18 protein-coding genes are annotated in these 21,546 nt (G+C 60.6%); 6 read left to right on the plus strand and 12 right to left on the minus strand.

The features are described 5' to 3' along the window. Positions 1 to 135 precede the first annotated feature (135 nt). The 9 genes from V7773_RS03915 to yaaA all read right to left on the minus strand — a co-directional run bounded on the left by V7773_RS03915 (position 136) and on the right by yaaA (position 13,049). Positions 136 to 1,272 carry a mannuronate-specific alginate lyase gene (locus V7773_RS03915; RefSeq protein ID WP_336072401.1) on the minus strand — a complete coding sequence of 379 codons (1,137 nt, stop codon included), beginning with the start codon at positions 1,270 to 1,272 and terminating at the stop codon, positions 136 to 138. A gap of 11 nt (positions 1,273 to 1,283) precedes the next feature. Further along, on the minus strand, positions 1,284 to 2,732 hold the full coding sequence (locus V7773_RS03920; RefSeq protein WP_336072402.1) for an alginate O-acetyltransferase: 1,449 nt from the start codon (positions 2,730 to 2,732) through the stop codon (positions 1,284 to 1,286). Between the two features lie 11 nt (positions 2,733 to 2,743). After that, the gene (algG, locus tag V7773_RS03925; protein WP_092146964.1) at positions 2,744 to 4,333 is read right to left on the minus strand and encodes a mannuronan 5-epimerase AlgG; all 1,590 of its coding nucleotides are present in this window, start codon (positions 4,331 to 4,333) and stop codon (positions 2,744 to 2,746) included. Between the two features lie 26 nt (positions 4,334 to 4,359). After that, positions 4,360 to 5,850, minus strand: a complete 1,491-nt coding sequence (locus V7773_RS03930) for an alginate export family protein (protein ID WP_063325227.1) — start codon at positions 5,848 to 5,850, stop codon at positions 4,360 to 4,362. A gap of 5 nt (positions 5,851 to 5,855) precedes the next feature. Then, positions 5,856 to 7,340 carry an alginate biosynthesis TPR repeat lipoprotein AlgK gene (algK, locus tag V7773_RS03935; RefSeq protein WP_336072403.1) on the minus strand — a complete coding sequence of 495 codons (1,485 nt, stop codon included), beginning with the start codon at positions 7,338 to 7,340 and terminating at the stop codon, positions 5,856 to 5,858. Between the two features lie 15 nt (positions 7,341 to 7,355). After that, positions 7,356 to 8,525: an alginate biosynthesis protein Alg44 gene (locus V7773_RS03940; protein WP_063324507.1), complete on the minus strand. Its 1,170-nt coding sequence runs from the start codon at positions 8,523 to 8,525 to the stop codon at positions 7,356 to 7,358. A 35-nt stretch (positions 8,526 to 8,560) separates the two neighbouring features. Beyond that, positions 8,561 to 10,042, minus strand: a complete 1,482-nt coding sequence (gene alg8, locus V7773_RS03945; protein WP_371856190.1) for a mannuronan synthase — start codon at positions 10,040 to 10,042, stop codon at positions 8,561 to 8,563. 100 nt (positions 10,043 to 10,142) lie between these two features. After that, positions 10,143 to 11,459, minus strand: coding sequence for a nucleotide sugar dehydrogenase (locus V7773_RS03950; protein WP_024617609.1), 1,317 nt, complete (start codon positions 11,457 to 11,459; stop codon positions 10,143 to 10,145). 810 nt (positions 11,460 to 12,269) lie between these two features. Further along, on the minus strand, positions 12,270 to 13,049 hold the full coding sequence (gene yaaA, locus V7773_RS03955; RefSeq protein ID WP_336072404.1) for a peroxide stress protein YaaA: 780 nt from the start codon (positions 13,047 to 13,049) through the stop codon (positions 12,270 to 12,272). A 310-nt stretch (positions 13,050 to 13,359) separates the two neighbouring features. Here yaaA and V7773_RS03960 point away from each other — a divergent pair, with 310 nt between their 5' ends. The 6 genes from V7773_RS03960 to V7773_RS03985 all read left to right on the plus strand — a co-directional run bounded on the left by V7773_RS03960 (position 13,360) and on the right by V7773_RS03985 (position 18,588). Beyond that, positions 13,360 to 14,490: a polysaccharide deacetylase family protein gene (locus V7773_RS03960; RefSeq protein ID WP_092146856.1), complete on the plus strand. Its 1,131-nt coding sequence runs from the start codon at positions 13,360 to 13,362 to the stop codon at positions 14,488 to 14,490. A gap of 336 nt (positions 14,491 to 14,826) precedes the next feature. Further along, positions 14,827 to 16,221, plus strand: coding sequence for a PhoH family protein (locus V7773_RS03965; RefSeq protein WP_063324511.1), 1,395 nt, complete (start codon positions 14,827 to 14,829; stop codon positions 16,219 to 16,221). A gap of 167 nt (positions 16,222 to 16,388) precedes the next feature. Next, a complete protein-coding gene (moaC, locus tag V7773_RS03970; RefSeq protein WP_336072405.1) occupies positions 16,389 to 16,862 on the plus strand; it encodes a cyclic pyranopterin monophosphate synthase MoaC in 474 nt (157 codons plus the stop codon). Further along, entirely contained in the window at positions 16,859 to 17,101 is a 243-nt protein-coding gene (gene moaD, locus V7773_RS03975) for a molybdopterin converting factor subunit 1 (RefSeq protein WP_053189805.1), read from the plus strand. Before moaC ends, moaD begins: the two co-directional genes overlap by 4 nt. Positions 17,102 to 17,104: 3 nt before the next feature. After that, positions 17,105 to 17,557 carry a molybdopterin synthase catalytic subunit MoaE gene (gene moaE, locus V7773_RS03980; RefSeq protein ID WP_063324513.1) on the plus strand — a complete coding sequence of 151 codons (453 nt, stop codon included), beginning with the start codon at positions 17,105 to 17,107 and terminating at the stop codon, positions 17,555 to 17,557. A 254-nt stretch (positions 17,558 to 17,811) separates the two neighbouring features. Next, complete coding sequence (locus tag V7773_RS03985) at positions 17,812 to 18,588, plus strand: ABC transporter substrate-binding protein (RefSeq protein ID WP_336072406.1); 777 nt, start codon at positions 17,812 to 17,814, stop codon at positions 18,586 to 18,588. Positions 18,589 to 18,688: 100 nt separating this feature from the next. Here V7773_RS03985 and V7773_RS03990 read toward each other — a convergent pair whose 3' ends face one another. The 3 genes from V7773_RS03990 to V7773_RS04000 form a co-directional block, all read right to left on the minus strand. Continuing rightward, positions 18,689 to 19,315: a helix-turn-helix transcriptional regulator gene (locus V7773_RS03990; RefSeq protein WP_063324515.1), complete on the minus strand. Its 627-nt coding sequence runs from the start codon at positions 19,313 to 19,315 to the stop codon at positions 18,689 to 18,691. Between the two features lie 90 nt (positions 19,316 to 19,405). Beyond that, positions 19,406 to 20,533, minus strand: coding sequence for an NAD(P)/FAD-dependent oxidoreductase (locus V7773_RS03995; protein WP_336072407.1), 1,128 nt, complete (start codon positions 20,531 to 20,533; stop codon positions 19,406 to 19,408). 60 nt (positions 20,534 to 20,593) lie between these two features. Continuing rightward, the gene (locus V7773_RS04000) at positions 20,594 to 21,544 is read right to left on the minus strand and encodes an ornithine cyclodeaminase family protein (RefSeq protein ID WP_336072408.1); all 951 of its coding nucleotides are present in this window, start codon (positions 21,542 to 21,544) and stop codon (positions 20,594 to 20,596) included. Positions 21,545 to 21,546: the final 2 nt, after the last annotated feature.

The raw sequence follows: 21,546 nt of genomic DNA on the forward strand, positions 1-21,546 counted from the left end.
ATTACATTTCCGACACTTACCTGTGGCGAGGGAGCTTGCTCCCGCTCGGCTGCGAAGCAGTCGCATCGTCAGGCTTGGGGGCGCTACGCACCCCAGCGGGAGCAAGCTCCCTCGCCACAGGAAATGTGTTGTGAATCAGCTTCCTTTTTCACCTTTCTCCCGCGAAGGGTCGTACACCCGGGTCAAGTCACCGCCGAGGCGGAAGGTCTTGAACGGTTGCATCTCATGCTTGCGTTCCAGCACATCCTCGCTGCAGGTGTAGAGGCTGCAGAACGGTTCGAGCCAGGCGAATTTCGAATCGATCTTCAGGTCCTTCATGTCCTGTTTGTCGCCGTTCTTCTCTTCGAAGATGTCCGGGTCTTCCACCCCGGCCAGCACCCGATCACCCAGTCGCTTGAGGGCGCCGTTGTTTTCCTGGCGCAGGTCCACACCATTGACCTGGGCGAAACTGGCGATCATCGCCAACGGCGGCAGGGCATAGTTGTGGTAGGACAGGGCGCGTTGCTTGCGCTTGAGTTCGTTGGGCAGGAAACCGTCGGCATCGATCTGGTTGACGCCGACCTTGTATTCCTTGACGGCCCAATCGAACAGGTCGCGGCGATTGGTTGCCACGGAGGTGGCCATCACCGACCAGGCGGCCCAGTAGGAGTGGTTGTTGGTCTTGTCCAGCGGCAGGTTGTCCCAGTCGCTGACCACCTGGTCGGCCATCCGGCTGAACCAGCTTTCGATCAGTTGCGCCTGCTCCGGGTGATTGGCCAGTGGGCGGGACTCGGAGAACTTCAGGCGCACATAGGCCGAAGCCATGCTGCCCAATGCCCATTTGCGCATGGACTTGCCAGTGTGGTTGAAGTCCTTGGACATCAGCGCATCGGCCTGGGCCCACGCGGTCAGCCAGTTGAGGGTGCATTCCAATTGTTCGGGACGGCCGTCACGCATGAATTGCATCACTTGTTTGCTGACGCCACGCTCGATCTTGGTGATGTCGGCGGTGCTGTCGCGGAAGGCTTTTTCCGACTGCACGTTCAGGGTCGCACGGGCCTTGTCGGAGCCCTCGTACTTGCTGCGAAATTGCAGGGAGCCAGTGTAGGGCGTCGGCGTGGCGTCGCAGCCTTGGGCCGCTTCGCCGGCCTTGACCTTTTCGATCGGTGCGAAGTAACCCTGTGGCGGGCGCAGCGGGGCCGCGGCCTGCGTGGCCCCGGCGAACATTGCCAGGGTCAGCAGGGAGGGCGCCAGCAGCGTTTTCAACGTTCGGGTGCGCGTGGTACTGGTCATGAGACGAGACCTCATTGTCCGATTTGAGCCGTTTGTTCGGCTTGCGGAGATGCGTTGCGTTTACAGATTTTCGCTTCGATCTGCTGCGGCTCTTTACCGGCTTCAGGTCCCTGGACTTCGACAGCCAGAAGGTTTTGCGAAGCCCAGTCCTCGTCGGTGCGCAGCTGGAAGGCGAAACGTCCGTCGGTTTCGGAGGTATCCGGTTTTTCGATCTTGATATCCTCGTGGCGCCCATTCATGTACCAGAGGGTGGCTTGCAAGGTTTTCACCGAGGTGTCGGCGAAGCGGATGTCGACCTGGTGGCTGCCGTTACGCAGATCCATGTTCTTGCTATTGACCATCAATTCGTTCTTGCCCGGCTTGAGCGCGGTCTTGCTGCTCATCAATGCCGGCTTGCCTTCGCAACCGTTGTTGTCCAGCAGCGCCATCATCTGGCGATAGATGGTTTCCTGGTCCAGGCGATACAGCGGCGAGAATTCCCAGATGAGGATTTTCGGCGGGCTCTTCTGGAACTCTTCGCTGCCCAGGTACTGGATCATCGCGCCCTCGAAACCGCCGCCGGGGAAGGCTACGTTGAGGATGTCGGCGCCGATGGCTTCTTCAAGGAAGCCGGCGAAGTTGTAGTTCTTGCCGCTGTGACTGGTGCCCACCAGGGTGATCTGCGGGTTCCCGGAATCGCCGAACAGATCACCGTCACCCGCCTCGCCCTTGGGCTCGGTGGTGAATTGGTCCATGTACTGGATCGCATAGCTGGTGCCGCACAGCTGCCCGGCCATGTTGTGCAGGGTGCCGGTCTTGCCCATGCGGCCGGACTTCTTGGTCTCGAACTCACGCTTGGGGATGTCGGCGAAGGCCGGGAGCTGCTTGACCTTCTCGGCGACGATCTTGGCGGTGCGCTGGGCGCCGTAAGGTGTCCAGTGTTGGTCGCCACGGAAATAGAAATCGTGGGCCGGCAGGGTTTCGGGCAGGTTTTCGTTGGTCAGCGGCGACAGGTCCGGCACCACGTAACCCATCTGGGCGAAACGCCCGAGCATGGATTTGTAGTTGGTCAGGGCTTTCTCATAGTCGAAAGCGGCCTTTTCCTGTGGGTTGAGCTTGTTGCGGTTCACCAGGCCCCGGGTCGGCTGGTAGACGAGCACCAACTCGACGCCTTTTGCCTTGAACGCATCGTGCAACTGCTGCAGGCGCTTGTAGCCGGCCGGGGTGGTGTTGAATTCGGTACGCAGGTCTTCCTGGGTCCGGAACAGCCAGTCACCCTGGGCTTGTACCAGCGTGGTGAAGTTCTGCTGGTAGCGCGTGGTGTAGTTCTTCGCATCATGGGCCGCCGGGCACAGGTTGCAGCAGGGCTCGGCAGTGAAGCTCGGGGCCTTGATTTCATCGGCGCGGGCGCCGCTTGCAGCGGCGAGAATGCCGGCAGTCAGGGCAGACAGGCCCAGGAGTTTGATCATCTGTGGGTTCATAAAGGTCATCCTCAGTCCCGCATTTCGGTCTGGCGTTCGACAGGGTCGATCAGCACGGCTTTCTGCTGGCGCACCAGCAGGTCGAGAATTTCATCCTGGCGCTCGCCAAGGATTCCCGTGAAGCTGATGCCGCTGGATTTGGTCGGCGCGAGCATGGACACGCGGTACAGCTCGACGCTCAACGGCGAGTCGATGGACAGCGGACCGCTGCCGTTGGCAGCCAGTTCGCCGCCGACCACGATCAGCGAGACCTCGGCGTCGAACGGGTCGAGCTTGATGTCCCGGTCGGTGTCGGACAGGTCCTTGATGTGACCGTAGAGACCGGTCAGGCCGTTGGCCATGGATACGTTTTCGTAGAGGCGAATGTTCACGCTGTTACGAACCCGGATACCGTGGCGGCGGTTGCTGATCACTTTGTTGCCCCACAGCAGGTTGTCACCACTCTCGTAAAGCGTGATGCCGTCTGTGTGGTTCTTGTAGATCTCGTTGTAGGCGATCAGGTTGTTGACGCTGTTACGGTCGATCACCAGGCCCGAGAGTTTGTTGTCGTAGCTGCGATTGTTGAAAATGAAGCTGTCGTTGACCTCACGGGAAATAATGATCCCGTGCTTCTTCTTGGTCCCGTAGACGGTGTTGTCGGCGATGATCAGCCGATGGGAACGGTCGTGGGGGTCGATGCCGTAGACGATGTTGTCTTTGTAGGTATTGCCCTTGATGACAAAGTCGCGGGTCTCGTAGCAGTAGAAGCCGTACCACATGTCCGAGAACTCGGAACCGATGATCCAGCCGGTCGGTTCCGGGCGCTTGAGGACCTTGGCCATGTTCGGCGTGTACTGGGAAATACTCACCCCGTACGACTTACTGTTGGCGTAGCCGAAGCTGGCCATCTTGGTGTTGACGATGTAGGTCTCGGTACCGCCCCACGACAGCAGGAACGGACGGAACTCCTTGGGCGAGCGGAACGTGGCAGGGCCGTTGTCCTTTTCGCGCCAGCCGGTGACCTTGGTGTCGCGGATGAACATCTGGCCATCGTTGACCAGGAATGAGCCGCCCTCTTGGGACAGGCGCAGTTCCTGGGTCTGTTTGTCGATTTCCAGGATGCCTTTCTGGCCAACCACGATCGGAATCTTCGCCAGGTAGACACCTGGCGAAGTTTCGATGAGGTACTTGGGCTGTTTCTTGGCCAGGTCCTTGAGGTTCATGTAGCCATCGTCGAGGAAGATGGCCTGTGGGATACCGTGCTGACGCACGACCCACTCGGCCATCTTGTTGTCGCCGCCGATGAAGTCCTTCAAGGCGTTTTCCTGCATCATCCGGCGCACGCTGACCTTGCCGGGCTTGGTGCGCACGATCTTGGCCGCGACCGCTTCGGCGGTATAGCCTTTGAGGTCGGGCAAGGTCGGCTTGGCCAGTTCCAGCGGTGCGGTCGGCGCGCTGCTGACGGTATAGGTCTTGGCTCGTTGCAGTTCCTTGGCCACGTTGCCCGGCTTGACCACCGGTTCAACGTTGGCGAACGCCGGCGAGCCGGCCAGCAGCATCGCTGCGACCAACAGGCTGATCGAACCTTTCATCGCCTGGCTGTTCCTGAGGTAGCGGTTCATTTCGGGCACTCCCATGGCCATTCGCATCAGAAGCGCCAGATCACGTCGACAAAGGCGCGATGCATGTACGAATCGACCTCTTTGCCGTAGGCGTCGCCTGGCTTGAACACGCCGCCACGAAAGCGCACCAGCGCCGACGGCTCATCAATTGACTGACTCAGCGCGGCCGGCAGCAGGCCTTGCTTGAAGTACTTGGTGACGACCAGATCGACTTCCTGGCCCAGGTCCTTGTCGCCATCACGCAGCGGCAGGGTCGAGGTGGACAGGATTGCGCCGGTCACGTCGTCGGTGTTGTTTTCCACGGCATTGATACCGTTGCTGCCCACTGGCTTGTTGCCGTCCACGCGCCAGAACTTGTGATACACAAGGCTGGCGTCGTATTCGTCACGCAGTTGCCAGGAACCGAACAGGCTGGCGCTCTGGGTGTTGGCCATTTCGCCACGGAATGCTTCGCCGAAACGGTGGACGCGCGAACGGGTGCCGGTGAAGTTCGAACGGTTGCTTTGCAGGCCGTTCTGTTCGTAGTCCTCGCTGGCGCGAGCATAGGCCGCACCGACTTGCCATTGCGGGTCAAGGCGCAGGCGGATACCCAGGTCAGTGGCCCAGCCGTCCACATCATCGCTGTGCTTGGCTTCTGTCGGGCGGGTGCCGTCGGCATTGAGCGGGTTGACGGTGTCGCGGTCACCGGTCATGCCCGTGAGGCTCGCCCAGTAGTTGACGGTGTTGGTGTTGCGCCAGTTGTAGGCGTCGCTGTTGGCTTCCAGGCCGAGCCAGGTCAAGTCACCGTTCTCGGTCTTGTCCAGGGTATCGGTGGGCTCGCCCGGGGTCGGGTAGTCGAGGCTGCCGTTGTCATGGGAGTGGTGGGCACGGATACCGGCCCATTGGCCTGGCATCCACTGGTAACCCACGTCGCCGTAGACGTGCATGCGGTCCTTGTCCTTGGGGGACAATTCCTTGAGGTCGGTGCGGTATTCGCTGAACCGTTCGGCCACGCCGAGGTTGGCCCGCAGCAAGGTGGTGTCGAAGGTCCAGTTCAGGGCTTCGATGTTGGTGTCGCGCCATTGGCCGTCGTCGTTGCGCAGGCGCTGGCGACCGAACTTCAACTGCTCGCCCGGGTAGGGGGTCAGGCCACGGTAGCCAATCCAGAACTCGCGCATGGCCAGGTAGCTTTTCTTGGCTTCGCGGTCACCGCTGTCGGTTTGCTGGGTGCTGCCATCGGACTGTTGCAGGGTGTCGGTCTCGATGATGTCGCTGGACGTCACGGCCTGGGCCATGGCGTAGGCGCTCCAGGCGCCGCTTTCACTTTCACCGTAGACCCATGGACGCAGGTCCAGGCCGACACCGTTGACGTCGCCACCGCTCTGGGTGCCGAGATCACGGTCATCTTCGGACTGCCCGGTGATCTTCACTTCCAGGCCGAAATTCTTGCTATCGGTCAGTGCCGCCAGGGTCGGACAGGACCACAGCAGGGCAAACGACAGGCCAATACCAGCCTGCACAAAAGGGTTGAGCTTCAAAAGCTTCATAGAGGTTCCTCGCCGTCATCTTCTTTTAGGGCTTGCAGTTCCAGCGTATCGGGGCTCATTGCGCCGCGAATGGCCTGCTCTTGTTGTAGCAGGCGTTGGGCTTGTGCAAGTTGTTCCGGCGGTAATTGTGCTTCGAGGGTTTGGGCAAGCTCGATGGCTTGCGGGGTGTTCTGCGCCTTGGCCAACTGGCTGAACACATACGCGTTGACCGGGTTGGGCTTGGTGCCCTTGCCCTGGGAGAACAGCTGGGCAATGGCGAAGTCGGCGCTGTTCTGGCCGTTGCGGGCGGCCTTGAGCAGGTGGTCCAGGGCTTTTTGCGAGTACACCTGGCCCAGATAACCGCGGCGATAGATCTGGCCGAGGTAGTAATCGGCAGCCACTTCGCGGCCAACGGCTTTCTGGAAATGCGCCTCGGCGGCCTTGGCATCGGCCGGAACCCACTTGCCTTCGTAGTACAGCTTGCCCAGCAACAGCTCGGCACGAGGCTGGTCGGCGGCGCGGCCGTTTTCCAGGTATTGCATCATCTTGTCGACGTCACCCAGTTCCGGGAAGTCGTAGAGCAGTTGCGCCAGGCTGACCCAGGCAGCGGGGTAGCCAGGAGCGATGCCTTCGAGCAACGACTGGGCGGTCTTTTCATCGGTCTTGCCCAGGCTGGCGTCGGCCAGGACACGGGCGACGCTGTCCACGCGCTGGGCGGATACGACGCCACGGGCGTGACCGTCCTGCATCTGCTTGAGCAATGCGGCCTGCTGTTCCGGCTGGCCGCGTTTCTGATAGACCGTGGCGAGTTCGACGTAGCAGATGTCCGTGGTCGCCAGCGCGGCCTTGCAGACCTTCTCGACTTCATCCAGGTGCTGGTCGTAGGTGCCCTGGGTGCGGTAGAGCAGAATCTGCGCCAGGCCCGCTTCCGGGTAACCGGCGCTGCGCCATTGGCTGATCTGCTGCTGGGCGTTGACGTTCGGGAAGCTGTGGGGATATTGCAGGTACAGCATCGCCAGCGGGATCAGGGTGTTGCCTTCCCCGTTGGCGAAGGCTTTCTTCAACAGGCCTTCGGCTTCGTGTTTTTCCGCTTCAGTGGAACCGGGCTTGGCCACCAGCAGGCGACCCAGGCGAGCCTGGGCCCGTGGCGAGATATCGGCGGCGGCGCGGTAAGTCGCCTCGGCTTTTCTCATCTGCTCGGGGTCGCGGCTGTCCACCTGGATATCGGCCAGGCCGACCTGGGCTTCGCTGTAGCCCAGGTCTGCCAGTTGCTGATAGTTCTGCTGCGCCAGCGCCGTGTCGCCGCGCTTGAGGGCTTCGTTGGCCAGGCGCTGGTCGGGCAGGCCGGCACAACCGGCCAGGCTGACGGCCAGCGCCAGGGCACACAGTGTTCCCATGTGGGAACGAGTTTGCGGCATAGCATCCTGACCGCGTTGATCCTTTCGCGAGCAAGCTCGCTCCCACAGAGTCTGTGGGGTGTTCAGGATTTTTATAATGGTCACGGGCATATCCTCGACTTAAATACCGACGGCCATGGCTTTGTCGATCAGCCAGTTCAGGTTCGGACCACGGTCGCTGGTGACTTCTACCGGCCGGCCGGCCAGCGAGCTGTCCAGGGGTTCGTCAGGTTGGATCAGCACACGGATATCGGAGGACAGGTCGGCACTTTTCAGGCTGGTGCTGCTGACGATCTTGCCGGTACGGGTGGTGTCTTCGCCGGCGACCTGGAAGTTGACTGGCGTACCTGGGCGCACGTCGCCGAACTGGCGATAGGAGAAACGGGCTTCGACGTTGGCTTCGGTGCCCCGTGGGACCAGTTGGAAGATCACGTCACCCTTGCTGGCGTACTGGCCGTTGGCGACCAGTTGCTGGGACACGATGCAGTCGCACGGCGACGTCAGGGTGCCAGTCATTTGCTTGCCGAACAGCTCCTCGACCTTGGCCGGCTGCAACTGGTTGTCGTCCAGGTGACCTTTGAGCACGTCGAGCATGCTGGTGCTGAAGGTCGCCAGCGGGGCGCCTTTGGCAGCCACGCCGTCGGCCTTGACCAGGCTCTGCACGGTGCCGTCGCGCGGCATGGTAATGGCCATGCCCGGCACGTTCACCAGGCCGGCCTGGGCGTGGCTGACAAAGTACATGCCGTACACCGACTTGAAGATGAAACCGAACGCCGCCAGGCCAACGGCGAAGACCCCCAGGCTGAAGGTCACGGCGCGTAGGCGACCCATGGCACTCATGCCGCCGTTTTCGTCTTTCTGCTTGCGGGCCTTGGTGAAGTTGTCGCGCTGCAGGGTCGCCAGCACGTCACCGACACCGACGATGTCGCCGGCCAGGTGCGAGGTGATGATGTGACGCAGTGTCGAGATGTCCCGCGGCTCCAGGTTCTGGAACTGGCAACCGGTGCGGCCGGTCTGGCGGTCGTAGGAACGGATCTGCAACTCCACGTCCATGGCCAGGCCAAGGTTGTCGATGACGAACTGCAGGCGACCTTTGTAGGACTCCCCGGTCTTGAGGGGCATCTGGCCGGCGTTGAAGCTCAGGCCGCCGGCGGACAAGTCCAGGACCTTGACTTCCATCGGCGTACGGTCAGGGCCGAAGAAGCGCAGCTTGGCCGGGATTTTGACCCGGGCGTGTTGGCGCTGGGCTTCGGATTCATGCACTACGTTGACATTCACGGCGGTGTTCATAGGGGCGATTTCCTAGTTAATTCATTCAAGTCCGGTCAGACCATCGTCAGCAGCACGGCGACAAAGATGCTGCCGGCGGAGAAGGTCATGGTCCGAGACGACCAAGTGTTGAACCAACGTTGAAAGCTGGCGAGATCACGGGTCAGTGAGGTGGGCTGGCGGGTCCAGGACTGCTGGTCGAGGCGGAAGAACACATAGATCTTCACCAGGGCACCGACGATCTGGTTGTAATAGAGAATCGCCGGGTAGGCAGGGCCGATCTTGTGTCCGGAGCACGACAGCAACAGGGTCAGCAGCAACCGGGTGATGCCGATCCACAGCAGGTACACCAGGATGAACGCGGTGCCGTACTTGAAGCTGGCGATCAGTGCCACGGTCAGGCCCAGCAGCGACGTCCACATCGACACACGCTGGTCGAGCAGCACCACCGAGGTGAACAGGCCCAGACGGCGCAGACCCAGGCCCAGTGCCCGGGAGTTCTGCCGCAGGTTGTTGCCGTACCAGCGGAACATCAATTTGCGGCTGGCCTTGATGAAGCTCTTCTCCGGCGGGTGTTCAACGGTGTTGATCGCCGCATCGGGCACATAGAACGTGTCGTAGCCCAGGCGCATCAGGCTGAACCAGCTCGACTTGTCATCGCCGGTCAGGAACTTGAAGCGACCCAGGCGCCAGTGTTGCAGCGAGTCGCTTTCCACGTCGGCGATGAAGTCCGGGTTGGTGACCACGGTGGCGCGGAACACCGACATGCGGCCGGTCATGGTCAGCACGCGCTTGGACAAGGCCATGGAACACATGTTGATGTGCCGCTGGGCGAAACGCAGCTTGTGCCATTCGCTCATGATGTAGCCGCCGCGCACTTCGCAGAACTCGTTGGTGGTCAGGCCGCCGACGTTGCCGAACAGCTGGAACCACGGCACGGTCTTGCGCACGACGCCTTCGGCGAGCACGGTGTCGCCATCGATCACCGCTACGACGGCGCGGTCATCCGGCAAGTGGCGGGAGATGGCGCGGAAACCGTAGGCCAGGCCGTCGCGCTTGCCGGTGCCAGGGATACGCACGAAGTCCAGCTTGACCCGCGCTGGCGGGTTCATGCGGGCCCAGAGGCTCTTGACCAGCAGTTCGTCGGACATTTCCACGATGGAGCAGACCACGGTGGTGGGCAGCCCGCATTCGATGGCCTCGCGAATCACCGAGCCGTACACCTGGGCGGTGGTCAGCGCATCGATCCGGAAGCTGGTGACCATCAGGTACACATGGGACGGATCCGCCGCCTTGCCCAGCTTGCGTACCTTGCGGCGCAGGTGCGGGTAGACGATGTACAGGAAGATCATGCCGCGCACGAAATGCGTTGCTCCCATGGAGTAACGCCAGATGCCCACGGCGCCGATCAGGAAGATGAAGTCCTTGGATTCGGAGTCGAACGTGGACGTGGGCAGCGCCATGGCGATGCCCATCAATAAACTCAAGTAAAACAGCCAACCGGCGGCCTGAAGCAGGCCGTGCTTTAGCCTGTGCATAATCTGCATCCGTCTCTATCTCGGGCGGGCCTTGTGGGCGGCCCGATGGGTTAAGGCAGGCGAAAGGCCGGCCGGAGCATGCCCCGGCCGGCAAACAGACTTACCAGCAGATGCCTTCGGTCCGGCCACTCGGGTTGGTGGCCTTGGACATGAAGCCGACCAGGTCGATGACCTGCTTGCCTTCCGGTACGTTCTCGGTCAGCGCGCGGAACTTCTCGTCGCGGTTGCCCAGGATGATGATGTCGGAGCTGTCGATCACCGAGTCGAAGTCGGCGTTGAGCAAGGACGAGACGTGAGGGATCTTCGACTCGATGTAATCCTTGTTCGCACCGTGGACGCGGGCGTATTCGACGTTGCTGTCGTAGATCTTCAGGTCGAAGCCCTTGCCGATCAGCATTTCCGCCAGTTCTACCAGTGGGCTTTCGCGCAGGTCGTCGGTACCGGCCTTGAAGCTCAGGCCCAGCAGGGCGACTTTGCGCTTGTCGTGGCTGGAAACGATGTCGAAGGCGTTCTGCACCTGGGATTCGTTGCTGCGCATCAGCGAGTTGAGCAGCGGCGCTTCCACGTCCAGGGAACCGGCGCGGTAGGTCAGGGCGCGAACGTCCTTGGGCAGGCAGGAGCCGCCGAAGGCGAAGCCTGGGCGCATGTAGTACTGGGACAGGTTCAGGGTCTTGTCCTGGCAGACCACATCCATCACTTCACGGCCATCGACGCCGACGGCCTTGGCGATGTTGCCGATCTCGTTGGCGAAGGTCACCTTGGTGGCGTGCCACACGTTGCAGGTGTACTTGATCATCTCGGCGACGGCGATGTCCTTGCGGATGATCGGCGCATCGAGCTCTTCGTACAGCGACTGCAGAACGTCACCGGAGGCGGTGTCGAACTCACCGATAACGGTCATCGGCGGCTGGTCGTAGTCCTTGATCGCGGTGCTTTCACGCAGGAATTCAGGGTTGACCGCGACACCGAAATCGACGCCGGCTTTCTTGCCAGAGCAGTCTTCCAGGATTGGGATCACAACGTTTGCCACTGTGCCCGGCAATACGGTGCTGCGAACTACGATAGTGTGGCGGGTGGTCTTGTCACGCAGGACAAAACCAATCTCGCGGCACACCGCTTCGATGTAGTTCAGTTCCAGGTCGCCGTTCTTTTTGCTCGGTGTACCGACGCAGATCATCGACAGGTCAGTATCGCGAATTGCTTCGGCGAAGTTGGTCGTGCCGCGCAGTCGACCAGTTTGAATGCCTTGCGCCAATAGCTCACCAAGACCAGGTTCAACGATTGGCGATTTGCCAGCGTTGATCATGTCGATTTTGTCTTTGGCGACATCTACGCCAACTACATCATGGCCCCGTGCAGACAGGCAACCGGCACATACTGCACCGACGTAACCCAAACCAAATATGCTAATGCGCATCGCATTTCCCTCTGTTTTTCACGCCATTAAATGGCCGGAGTTAATAGTGTTCAGCGGTCATAGTGCACTCGGAAGTGTGGAATGCAGGCGCCACAATGCCGTGTGCAGGCATACTAAGTTCCGAGTGTCTAAATAAATGCACTCAAGTTGTGCGCAATGTGGCCTAGTTGTTATGACCTGCCCTGTTATGCAGCCAGTCCTCGTTATCGGGGACGCTCGTGCAAAGGTCCTTCACTTCCGATCCCTGGCAAAAAGCCCACAAAATCAAAAGTTTGTGTGCTCGGGTGAGCACGTTATAGGGGCGCAGCCTTGGCCTTGTAGGGGATAGTAATGGTGCTTTATCTCCCATCCTTTAAGGGTGGATCCAATTAGACGACCGTTTCGCTAAGTTGTCGTGACAACTTGGTTAATCCGTTCGACGTCCTTTGTAAGTTATCTCGTACACGCTCGCCGAGAATCGTTACGGATGGTATGAGCCATGCAATTTGACATAGTTCCGATCCGCTCATCGCGATTTTCGAAATTTTTCGAAATATTATCGAAGATGGCACTGGCCTCAATATGATGGCACTTGCCGTTTTGCCCTTTATTAATGGGGAGTTAGGAGGGGTAGATAGTTTTGTGCCACTACCGATGAAAAAAATCGGTGCCACTACGCAAAAAACTGACGAGTGTCGAGTGAAAGAAAAGTTAGCGCAGGAGTGGGGCGATTTATTGGCGCCATGAAACTGGCGAAGTGGGCGATGAACTAAGATGACAAATAGGCAGATGATCGAAGCCCCCGATCAGGGGGCGGTATAGGGTCATGCCTTATTCGGGGGCGTGATCGCGCAGGAAAACCAGTTTGTCCCGGCTCGATTGTTGGGCGTTGAAGCGGTAGCCCTGTACATCGAACTGGCTGAGTGCCGCAGGGTCGCTGATCCGTTCCTGAATCACGAAACGACTCATCAGGCCCCGGGCTTTCTTGGCGTAGAAGCTGATGATTTTGTACTGGCCATTTTTCAGGTCGCGGAATTCGGTATCGATGACGCGCGCTTTCAGTGCGCTGCGCTTGACCGCCGAGAAGTATTCATTGGAAGCCAGGTTCAGCAGAACGTCGTCGCCCTGGTCGGCGAGGGCTTCGTTCAGCCATTCGCTGATGCGTGTGCCCCAGAAAGCATAAAGGTCCTTGCCCCGGGCATTGGCCAGCTTCGTGCCCATTTCCAGGCGATAGGGTTGCATCAGGTCCAGTGGCCGTAGCAGGCCATAGAGGCCAGAGAGCATGCGCAGGTGTTGCTGGGCGTAGTCGAAGTCGGCGTCACCAAAGCTTTGCGCATCGAGGCCCGTATACACGTCGCCCTTGAAGGCCAGCAGCGCCTGCTTGGCATTGGCCAGAGTGAACGCCGGTGTCCAACTGCCGAATCGCGCGGCATTGAGGCCGCCGATCTTGTCGGAGACATGCATCAGCTCGCTGATCTGTGCCGGGGAGAGTTCGCGCAGTTGCTCGATCAGTTCCTGGGAATGATCCAGGTACTGTGGCTGGGTAAAACGCTCGGTGGCCGGCGGTGTTTCGTAATCGAGGGTCTTGGCGGGGGAAATCACCATCAGCATGAAATCGTCTCCTTGAGGGTGCGGCGATTCTAGGGGGTTGTCCGGGTGGACTCCAGCTATTGGGGTGATAGGTGATCGGTGGTGATGCTTTTGTGGCGAGGGAGCTTGCTCCCGCTCGGTTGCGCAGCGACCGCAAAATTTTGGGGGCCGCTTCGCAGCCCAGCGGGAGCAAGCTCCCTCGCCACAAAAAGCACTTCCACCACAAAATCCTCCAACCGCAGAAGCCGCTTTGCCATGAGGCGTTCGCCGGCGGGTATTGCATCAGGATCGGCTATGATGCCGCGCGGGTTTCGTTATGGAGACATCCCTTTTGCGTATCGCTCTTGTGTTATCGGCCTGGCTGTTGAGCCTGGGTGCCATTGCCGCGCCCGCGCCCAATGATGTCGCGACCCTGGACCGCAGCACCTGGCCGGAACAACTCACCAGCCCGACGCTGTTCGACGTGGCCTCGCGGGCCGAGATCCTGATGTTCGCCCGGGTCCTGCTGGACGTCGATGCCATGGACGAAATCGCACTCAAGCAGTACTTGGGGCTGCGCTCGGTCAACATGGTTGCGATCGATGCGCTTCGCGCCCGGCTGTGGCAGCGGTTGTTGGCCAGCTACAACTTTGCCCAACGCAGTTGCGATCAGGACGCTTCCTTCTGTTACCTGGTCGAGGACATGGCGACCCTGCGCGAAGAAGCGCGCAGGTTTCATCTGGATGACGATTCCTACTACATCAAGTGGGCCGCGCCGAGCCAGATCTTTCATACCCAATACCGCGACGAACTGCTGCGTAAAGCCGCGCTTTTTCCGCAAACCAGCAGCGAAATCGAACGTTTCGGCGATTACGAACGTAACGGCGAAGACATGAACGACCGCCTGTTCCTGCTGACCTTCGACAGCGCCGCCAACGTGGTGCCGGACAACACTGCGTGGCTAACCGAATACCTGCGTAAGGCGAACGTCAATGGCACCTTCTTCGTGCTGGGCAAGGACATCCAGGCGCGGTTGCAAGAGGGCTCGGTCAACCATCTCCAGGCGTTGTATTCGAGACAATGCGTGGGCGTGCAGGGCTGGGAGTTCCGCTCCCACAGTTATTGGCAGGACTGGCAAGACTCGGTCCGGCGCAGTGTCGAGCTGGTCAAGGGTAAGCTGCCCGAAAATTATGTGCCGCTGTTTCGTCCACCCCAGGGCCAGCGTCGTGGCGATGCACAAGCGTTCTTTGAGCAGCAGGGCTTGCAAGTGGCGCTGTGGGACATCGATCCCCAGGACAGCAACAATCGACTCAAGCCTGAGCAAAGCGCCCAGCGTGTGCTGACCCTGATGCTGCTGTGGCGCCACGGGGTGATCACTTTCAATGCCAAGCAGGATGGGGTGAAAACGGCAATGCCCTGGTTGATGACGCAGACGGCGCAAAGCGGGATCGGTTGGGCGGATTGCCAGGAAGCGTTTCGCTGAAACCTGAAAAGGCCCGGAAACATTGGGGGAGGAGGAAAAACCGGCGCACATTCATGGCAACCGGACTTCCGACTTTAACGGCGCAATGGCGGTACGCCAAGGGTTATTCGTCACTCTGAAAAATAAACTTCAAAAAAGCGTCAAAGTGCTTTTTCCTGTCATGGTTTTTGGAGTATCAAGAAGACAGACCGCCGAAACCTGCAACACAGGTGGCGTCTTCCAAGACCCAGATTGTGTGCAGTTCACCTGAATCGTCGCGGGTGAATTCGGTGGCTACCTCGAGGCGCAGCACTGTCACGGTATTGCGTCGAATGGCCCCCACATAGGTGACCGAGTATGGATGACCACGGACGTAGCCCTTCCTCCAACCAGCCAATCCTCTATGTACTCGATACCAACGTATTGATCCACGATCCAAACGCCCTGCTGAACTTCGAAGAACACCACGTTGCCATCCCGATGACCGTGCTTGAGGAGTTGGACAAACTCAAGAGCGGACACCACAGCGTTGCGGCCGAATGCCGGCAGGCGATCCGCCTGATCGACAAGACCCTGGGTGACGCCTCTCCGGAGGACGTTGAGCTCGGCGTGCCGATCCAGCGTGGCAAAAGTGGTCCCAAGGGCCTGCTTTCGATCCTGATGAGCAAGCGCACCGAACCCAACCTGGTGCTGCCTGAACACCTGAACGACAACATCATCATCAACCAGTTGATCGACCTGCACGCGCGCACCAAGGACCAGGCCGTGGTGCTGGTGACCAAAGACATCAACATGCGCCTCAAGGCCCGCGCCTGCGGGATTGCGGCGGAGGACTACAGCACCGACCAACTGGTCGACGACGTCTCGCTGTTGCCCAATGGCTACCACACCATGACCGGCTCCTTCTGGGACCGTGTGAGCAAGGTCGAGACCCGCCAGGACCACGGCCGCACCTGGCACCAGGTGCAACTGATCGACAACCTGCCGGCCGTGCACATCAACGAGTTCATCATCGACGAACAAGGCTTCGTCGGCTGGATCAAGGAAATCCAGGTCGACAAGCTGCTGATCCTCGACCTGCACCAAGAGCCTTTGCTGCACCAGGAAGCCTGGGGCCTCAAGCCCCGTGACATCTACCAGAGCCTGGCGCTGTTCGCCTTGCTCGACCCGGATATCCACCTGGTCAACCTGTCCGGCGCCGCCGGTTCCGGCAAGACCATCCTGGCCCTGGCCGCTGCCATCGAGCAGACCATGGTCAGCAAACGCTACCGGCGCATCATCGCCACCCGCAGCGTGCAGGGCCTGGACCAGGAAATCGGCTTTCTGCCCGGTACCGAAGCGGAAAAAATGGAACCTTGGCTCGGCGCCATCACCGACAACCTCGAAGCCTTGCACATGGATGACGAAAGCACCCATGGCAGCGTCGACTACATCCTCAGCAAAGTGCCGTTGCAGTTCAAATCCCTCAACTACATTCGAGGCCGCAGCTTCCAGCAGAGCCTGATCCTGATCGACGAATGCCAGAACCTGACCCCGCACCAGATGAAAACCATCATCACCCGTGCCGGTGCCGGTTCCAAAGTGGTGTGCCTGGGTAACCTGGCGCAGATCGATACCCCTTATCTGTCCGCGACCAGCTCCGGGCTGACCTACCTGACGGAACGCTTCAAGGACTTCCCCAACGGGGTGCACATCACCCTGCAGGGCGTACCGCGCTCGATCCTGGCCGAATACGCCGAATCCCACCTGTAACCCCAGCCAAACCGGGCGGCCTTCTAGCCGCCCGGTTTTTATGCTGTACAAAAAAACTGTGGTAGCGCTGACTTTCGACTCCAAGACCCAAGTGGGGTGCGACAATCGACCCTGCCGGTTTCTGACTTACGGGTTTACAATCGACACTCCCGATCAGGAGTAACCCTGTGCTGACTCATCTCGATTCCCAAGGTCGCGCCAACATGGTCGACGTGACCGACAAGGCCGTGACGTTCCGTGAAGCCACGGCCGAAGCCTTTGTACGCATGTTGCCCGACACGCTGCAGATGATCGTCAGCGGCGGTCACCCCAAAGGCGATGTGTTCGCCGTCGCACGCATTGCCGGCATCCAGGCGGCCAAGAAAACCAGTAACCTGATTCCGCTCTGCCACCCGCTGTTGCTCACCAGCGTCAAGGTCGAGCTCACGGCCGAAGGCGAGGACCGGGTACGCATCGTCGCCCGTTGCAAACTGTCGGGGCAGACCGGCGTGGAAATGGAGGCCCTCACCGCCGCCAGCGTCGCTGCACTGACCATCTACGACATGTGCAAGGCCGTCGACCGTGGCATGGCCATCGAAGGCGTGCGGGTGCTGGAAAAACTCGGCGGCAAGAGCGGCCATTTCCAGGCGGATGCGTCATGAAAATCAACGTGAAGTTCTTTGCCCGTTACCGTGAAGCGCTGGGTGTGGACTCGGTAAAGGTGGAAGGCGATTTCGCCACGGTCGACGATGTGCGCGTGCTGCTTGCCCAGCGTGACGGGGCCGAGGTGCTGAAGGAACAAAACCTGATGTGCGCGCGCAATGAAGACCTGTGCCAGCTCGACGAACCGCTGGCGGACGGCGACGAAGTGGCGTTTTTCCCCACCGTGACCGGAGGCTGAACCATGGCGATTCGTGTGCAGGTCGCACCGTTCGACGCAGGGGGTGAAGTCAACGCGATGCACGCGGCCAATGTCGGCGTGGGGGCGGTGGTGAGTTTTGTCGGCTACGTGCGCGACTTCAATGACGGCCTCGATGTGTCTGGGATGTTCCTGGAGCATTATCCAGGCATGACCGAGAAAGCCCTGGGCAAGATCGCCAGCGAGGCCGAGCAGCGCTGGCCGTTGCTCAAGCTGGAGGTGCTGCACCGTATCGGCGCCCTGGAACCGGGCGAGCCGATCGTCTTCGTCGGGGCCGCCAGTGCCCATCGCCAGGCGGCATTCGACGCCTGCGCCTTTGTCATGGACTACCTCAAGACCCGAGCGCCGTTCTGGAAGAAGGAAAACACTGTCGACGGCCCGCGCTGGGTTGAAGGGCGGGACAGTGATCATGCGGCAGCGGATCGCTGGAAGCAGTAAACCCCCCGTCGTTTTTTCGCAAGCCACGAGCCCGCCATCGCGAGCAAGCTCGCTCCCACACTGGATCTTCGTTGTACACAGGTCCTTTGTGGGCGCGAGCTTGCTCGCGATGAGGCCGGCAGCCTCCCATCACTTTCCCCTGTTTCCCCAATTGACGCGTTGTACATAAAAGTCCAGTATGGATTTATAAGTACATAAAAGTCATCGCCCCACCTTTCTCTGCCAAACCAACAACAACCCGCGAGAGATCGATCATGAAGAAACTCCCCCTCATCACCGGCCTGGCCTTGAGCCTGTTGGCCTCCAGCAGCCTGTTCGCCGCTGAGAAAACCTTGCGCATCGGCATCGAGGCGGCGTACCCGCCGTTTGCTTCCAAGACCTCGGAAGGGAAGATCGTGGGGTTCGACTACGACATCGGCAATGCCCTGTGCGCGCAGATGCAGGTCAAGTGCGAGTGGATCGAAGGTGAGTTCGACGGGCTGATTCCGGCGCTCAAGGTGAAGAAGATCGACCTGGCGCTGTCGTCCATGACCATCACCGAAGAGCGCAAGAAGTCGGTGGATTTCACCCACAAGTACTACTTCACCTCGTCGCGCCTGGTCATGAAGGAAGGGGCGGTGGTCGATGACCAGTACGTCAGCCTCAAGGGCAAGGCCGTCGGTGTGCAGCGGGCCACCACCACTGACCGCTACGCCACTGAAGTCCTCGAGCCCAAGGGTGTGAGCGTCAAGCGCTATAGCAACAACGAAGAAATCTACATGGACCTGGCGTCCGGTCGCCTCGACGCGATTTTTGCCGACACCATCCCCCTGGAAGACTTCCTGTCGATGCCCCGTGGCAACGGCTACGCCTTTGTCGGCCCCGAGCTCAAGGACCCGAAATACGTCGGCGAAGGCGCCGGTATCGCGGTGCGCAAGGGCAATACCCAACTGGTGGCGGATTTGAACAAGGCCATCGATGGGATTCGCGCCAATGGGGAGTATCAGAAGATCCAGGGCAAGTATTTCAAGTCGGATATCTACGGCGACTGATTGACCGCCATCGCGAGCAAGCTCGCTCCCACAGGGCCTGGGTACAAAGATCCAGTGTGGGAGCTTGCTCGCGAAGGCGGCAGACCTGGCAAAGCAGATTTCAGCCCTTCAACTCCTTCAAATGCTTGTACACCGTCGCCCGTCCCATGTTCAGCACATTGGCCACGTAGTTGGACGCGCTCTTGCCCTTGAACGCGCCTTCGGCATGCAGCGCCAGCACCAGCTCGCGTTTGTGGTCGCGAGTCAGCAGGTTCAGGCTCAATTGACGCTCGCGCATCCAGGCATGCAGGAAGGTGTTGATCCGCTCCTGCCAGTCATCGCGAAACAGTGAGTCCGGCTGAGGGATCAACTTGCTTGGCGACAGGAACAGATCCAGCGCGGCCTTGGCGTTCTCGAACAGCGAAATATTCAGGTTGATGCACAGCACCGCCAGCGGATGTCCGTCGGCGTTACGCAGTACGCTGCTGAGGCTGCGAATCTTCTGTCCGTCCCAGTTCAGCTTCTCGTAGGGCCCGATATTACGTTCGCTGACGTCCTCACTGAGCATGTCTTCCAGGGACGAGTCATCGCCAATTTCACGCTTGGACAGGTTATTGGCGATGTAATCGACTTTTTGGGTGCGCAGGTCGTGCAGCACCACTTCGGCGTGGGGGTAGAACAGCGTGGCGATAGCGTCGGCGATAGTGCGGAAGTTTTCCAGCGCCGGATCGGGTGGCGAGGCAGTCATGACAGGGCTCCAGGCAGCGTCAGCGCCCCGTGAAACAGGGGGCGCGGGGGAGTGTGCCGCAATCGCGGCGATGCGTCACCTCAAGGTGGTTCAGCCCAGTCGTTCGGGTGACAGCATGGCGATGCTCAGGCCGAAACGGGCCAGGGCCTCGGGTAGCGGTTCGCCACGCACCAGCGCCGCGCTGGCCTGGCCCATGGCCGGCGACGTCTGGATGCCGTAGCCACCCTGGGCCGCGACCCAGTACAGTCCGGGCACCTGTGGATCGAAGCCGGACAGCAGGTCCCCATCGTGTACGAAACTGCGCAAGCCGGCCCAGGTGCGGGTCGGGCGGCGGATGGTCAGGGTGGTGGTTTCTTCGATCTGGTAGATGCCCATGGCGATGTCCAGCTCTTCGGGCTGTACATCGTGAGGTTCCACCGGGTCGGCGTTGGCCGGCGAGCCGAGGAACATGCCGGCGTCGGGCTTCATATAGAAGGATTCGTCCAGGCTCACCAGCATCGGCCAGTCATGGATGTCCACGCCCTCGGGCCCGGCAAAAATGAATGCTGCACGCCGCTTGGGTTGCAACCCCAGCTTCCGGGCGCCGGACATCTCGGCAACGTGATCGGCCCATGCGCCGGCGGCATTGATCAGGACCGGTGCTGTGAACGTCTGGTTGGCGGTTTTCACTTGCCACAGCCCCTGATCATCGCGGCTCAATTGCTGCACTTCGCTGTTGGTGTGCACTTCACCGCCATTGCGACGAATACCGCGCAAGTAGCCCTGGTGCAGCGCATCGGTGTCGATGTCGCAGGCCGTGGGGTCGTAGATCGCTCCGTGGACCTTGTCCCGTCGCAGGATCGGCAGCCTTGCACAGGCCTCGTCGGCGCTGAGCAGTTGCATCTGCGGCACCGTGGCCTTGGCACTGAGGTACTGGTTGTTCAACTCGGCCGGGTCACCGGTGAAGTCCACGGTCATTTCGCCCCGAGGGGTCAGCAAGGGGTGTTCGCAGAAACCGGCCGGCGGGGCGTCGAAAAAATCCCGGCTGGCCTGGGTCAGCGCTCGCACCTGAGGGGTGCCGTAGGCGGCGGTATACAGCGCCGCCGAGCGTCCGGTGGAGTGATAGGCCGGATGGGATTCGCGCTCGAGCACAATTACACGGCCGTGGGGGGCGAGCCAGTAACCGGTGGATGCACCGGCAATGCCGCCGCCGATGATGATGAAGTCTGCTGAGGTCATGAAGCTCTCCTGTGGAGCACATTGCCGGGCGTTCGCGGAACCTGTGGGAATCGAGTTGTGTCAGTGTTGGTGCAATCGGTAAAGGGCATTCGCCAGCGCAACATCCTCCAGCCCCAGGCCGATGGAGCGGAAGAACACGTGGCGTTGGTAGTCGGGACGCGCCACGTGTTCGCTGAGCAATTCGGGCAAATCGCCGACGATCCTCGCCGCCTGCCAGCCATGCTGTTCACCGGCGATCAGCATTTCACCGGCCGAGCCTGGGGTGGTCTGACGATAGTCGCAGAACACATCCATGTTGGTGAGGCTTTGAGGGGGGACTTCATGGGCGCGCGGAGCGTTGGTGCTGATCGAGGTGATCAGCGCTGGTTTGCCCAGGGTCTGCGGGTCGAGTACCGCTTTGGCGGACGAGGTGCAGAGCATCACCACGTCGGCGTCGTGCAGCGCCGCTTCAAGGCTGTCGGCGATGTGCAGGCGAGGGTCCAGGTCGGTGATGGAGGCAAGTTCTTGGGCCGACTTGGTCTTCAGGCCCGGCGAATAGAGGCTGATCGCTTGCCAGTCCCGCAGGCCCTTGACGTATTGCACGTGTGCCCGCGCCACGGGGCCGCTGCCAATGACCACCAGGCGCCGGGCGTTGTGCGGGGCGAGGGCATCGACGGCGACAGCCGTGGTGGCAGCGGTGCGAGCGGTGGTCAACTCGGCGGCATCGCACAGCAGCAGCGGCTGGCCGGTCTGCATCGACATCAGCAAGGTCCAGGCAGTCACCAGCGGGCCTTGCTCGCGCACGATGTAGGGCGAGGTCTTGATCCCGTAGACCTGGTCTTCAGCCAGCACCCCCAGGTAGTTGATGAAGTCCCCGGCGCCCTGGGGAAACACCACCAGTTGCTGGGGTGGCTGCACCGCCTGTCCGGCGGCAAGATCGCGGAACAGCTTGCGCAGGATGTGCGGCACGTCGATTTGCCCGAGCAGTTCTCGTGCCTGGGCTTGGGTCATCACATAGGGCGTGCTGGGCATGG

Source organism: Pseudomonas sp. 3JA, assembly GCF_036961705.1.
Lineage (GTDB): Bacteria > Pseudomonadota > Gammaproteobacteria > Pseudomonadales > Pseudomonadaceae > Aquipseudomonas > Aquipseudomonas fluorescens_Q.

What these genes read in the sequence shown, in the direction of transcription:
- V7773_RS04000 (WP_336072408.1), bottom strand. Translation starts at nt 21,544, where the DNA reads ATGCCCAGCACGCCCTATGTGATGACCCAAGCCCAGGCACGAGAACTG.
- alg8 (WP_371856190.1), bottom strand. Translation starts at nt 10,042, where the DNA reads ATGCACAGGCTAAAGCACGGCCTGCTTCAGGCCGCCGGTTGGCTGTTT.
- V7773_RS03920 (WP_336072402.1), bottom strand. Translation starts at nt 2,732, where the DNA reads ATGAACCCACAGATGATCAAACTCCTGGGCCTGTCTGCCCTGACTGCC.
- V7773_RS03950 (WP_024617609.1), bottom strand. Translation starts at nt 11,459, where the DNA reads ATGCGCATTAGCATATTTGGTTTGGGTTACGTCGGTGCAGTATGTGCC.
- V7773_RS03965 (WP_063324511.1), top strand. Translation starts at nt 14,827, where the DNA reads ATGGATGACCACGGACGTAGCCCTTCCTCCAACCAGCCAATCCTCTAT.
- yaaA (WP_336072404.1), bottom strand. Translation starts at nt 13,049, where the DNA reads ATGCTGATGGTGATTTCCCCCGCCAAGACCCTCGATTACGAAACACCG.
- V7773_RS03985 (WP_336072406.1), top strand. Translation starts at nt 17,812, where the DNA reads ATGAAGAAACTCCCCCTCATCACCGGCCTGGCCTTGAGCCTGTTGGCC.
- V7773_RS03990 (WP_063324515.1), bottom strand. Translation starts at nt 19,315, where the DNA reads ATGACTGCCTCGCCACCCGATCCGGCGCTGGAAAACTTCCGCACTATC.
- V7773_RS03940 (WP_063324507.1), bottom strand. Translation starts at nt 8,525, where the DNA reads ATGAACACCGCCGTGAATGTCAACGTAGTGCATGAATCCGAAGCCCAG.
- moaE (WP_063324513.1), top strand. Translation starts at nt 17,105, where the DNA reads ATGGCGATTCGTGTGCAGGTCGCACCGTTCGACGCAGGGGGTGAAGTC.
- algG (WP_092146964.1), bottom strand. Translation starts at nt 4,333, where the DNA reads ATGAACCGCTACCTCAGGAACAGCCAGGCGATGAAAGGTTCGATCAGC.
- V7773_RS03995 (WP_336072407.1), bottom strand. Translation starts at nt 20,533, where the DNA reads ATGACCTCAGCAGACTTCATCATCATCGGCGGCGGCATTGCCGGTGCA.
- V7773_RS03915 (WP_336072401.1), bottom strand. Translation starts at nt 1,272, where the DNA reads ATGACCAGTACCACGCGCACCCGAACGTTGAAAACGCTGCTGGCGCCC.
- moaD (WP_053189805.1), top strand. Translation starts at nt 16,859, where the DNA reads ATGAAAATCAACGTGAAGTTCTTTGCCCGTTACCGTGAAGCGCTGGGT.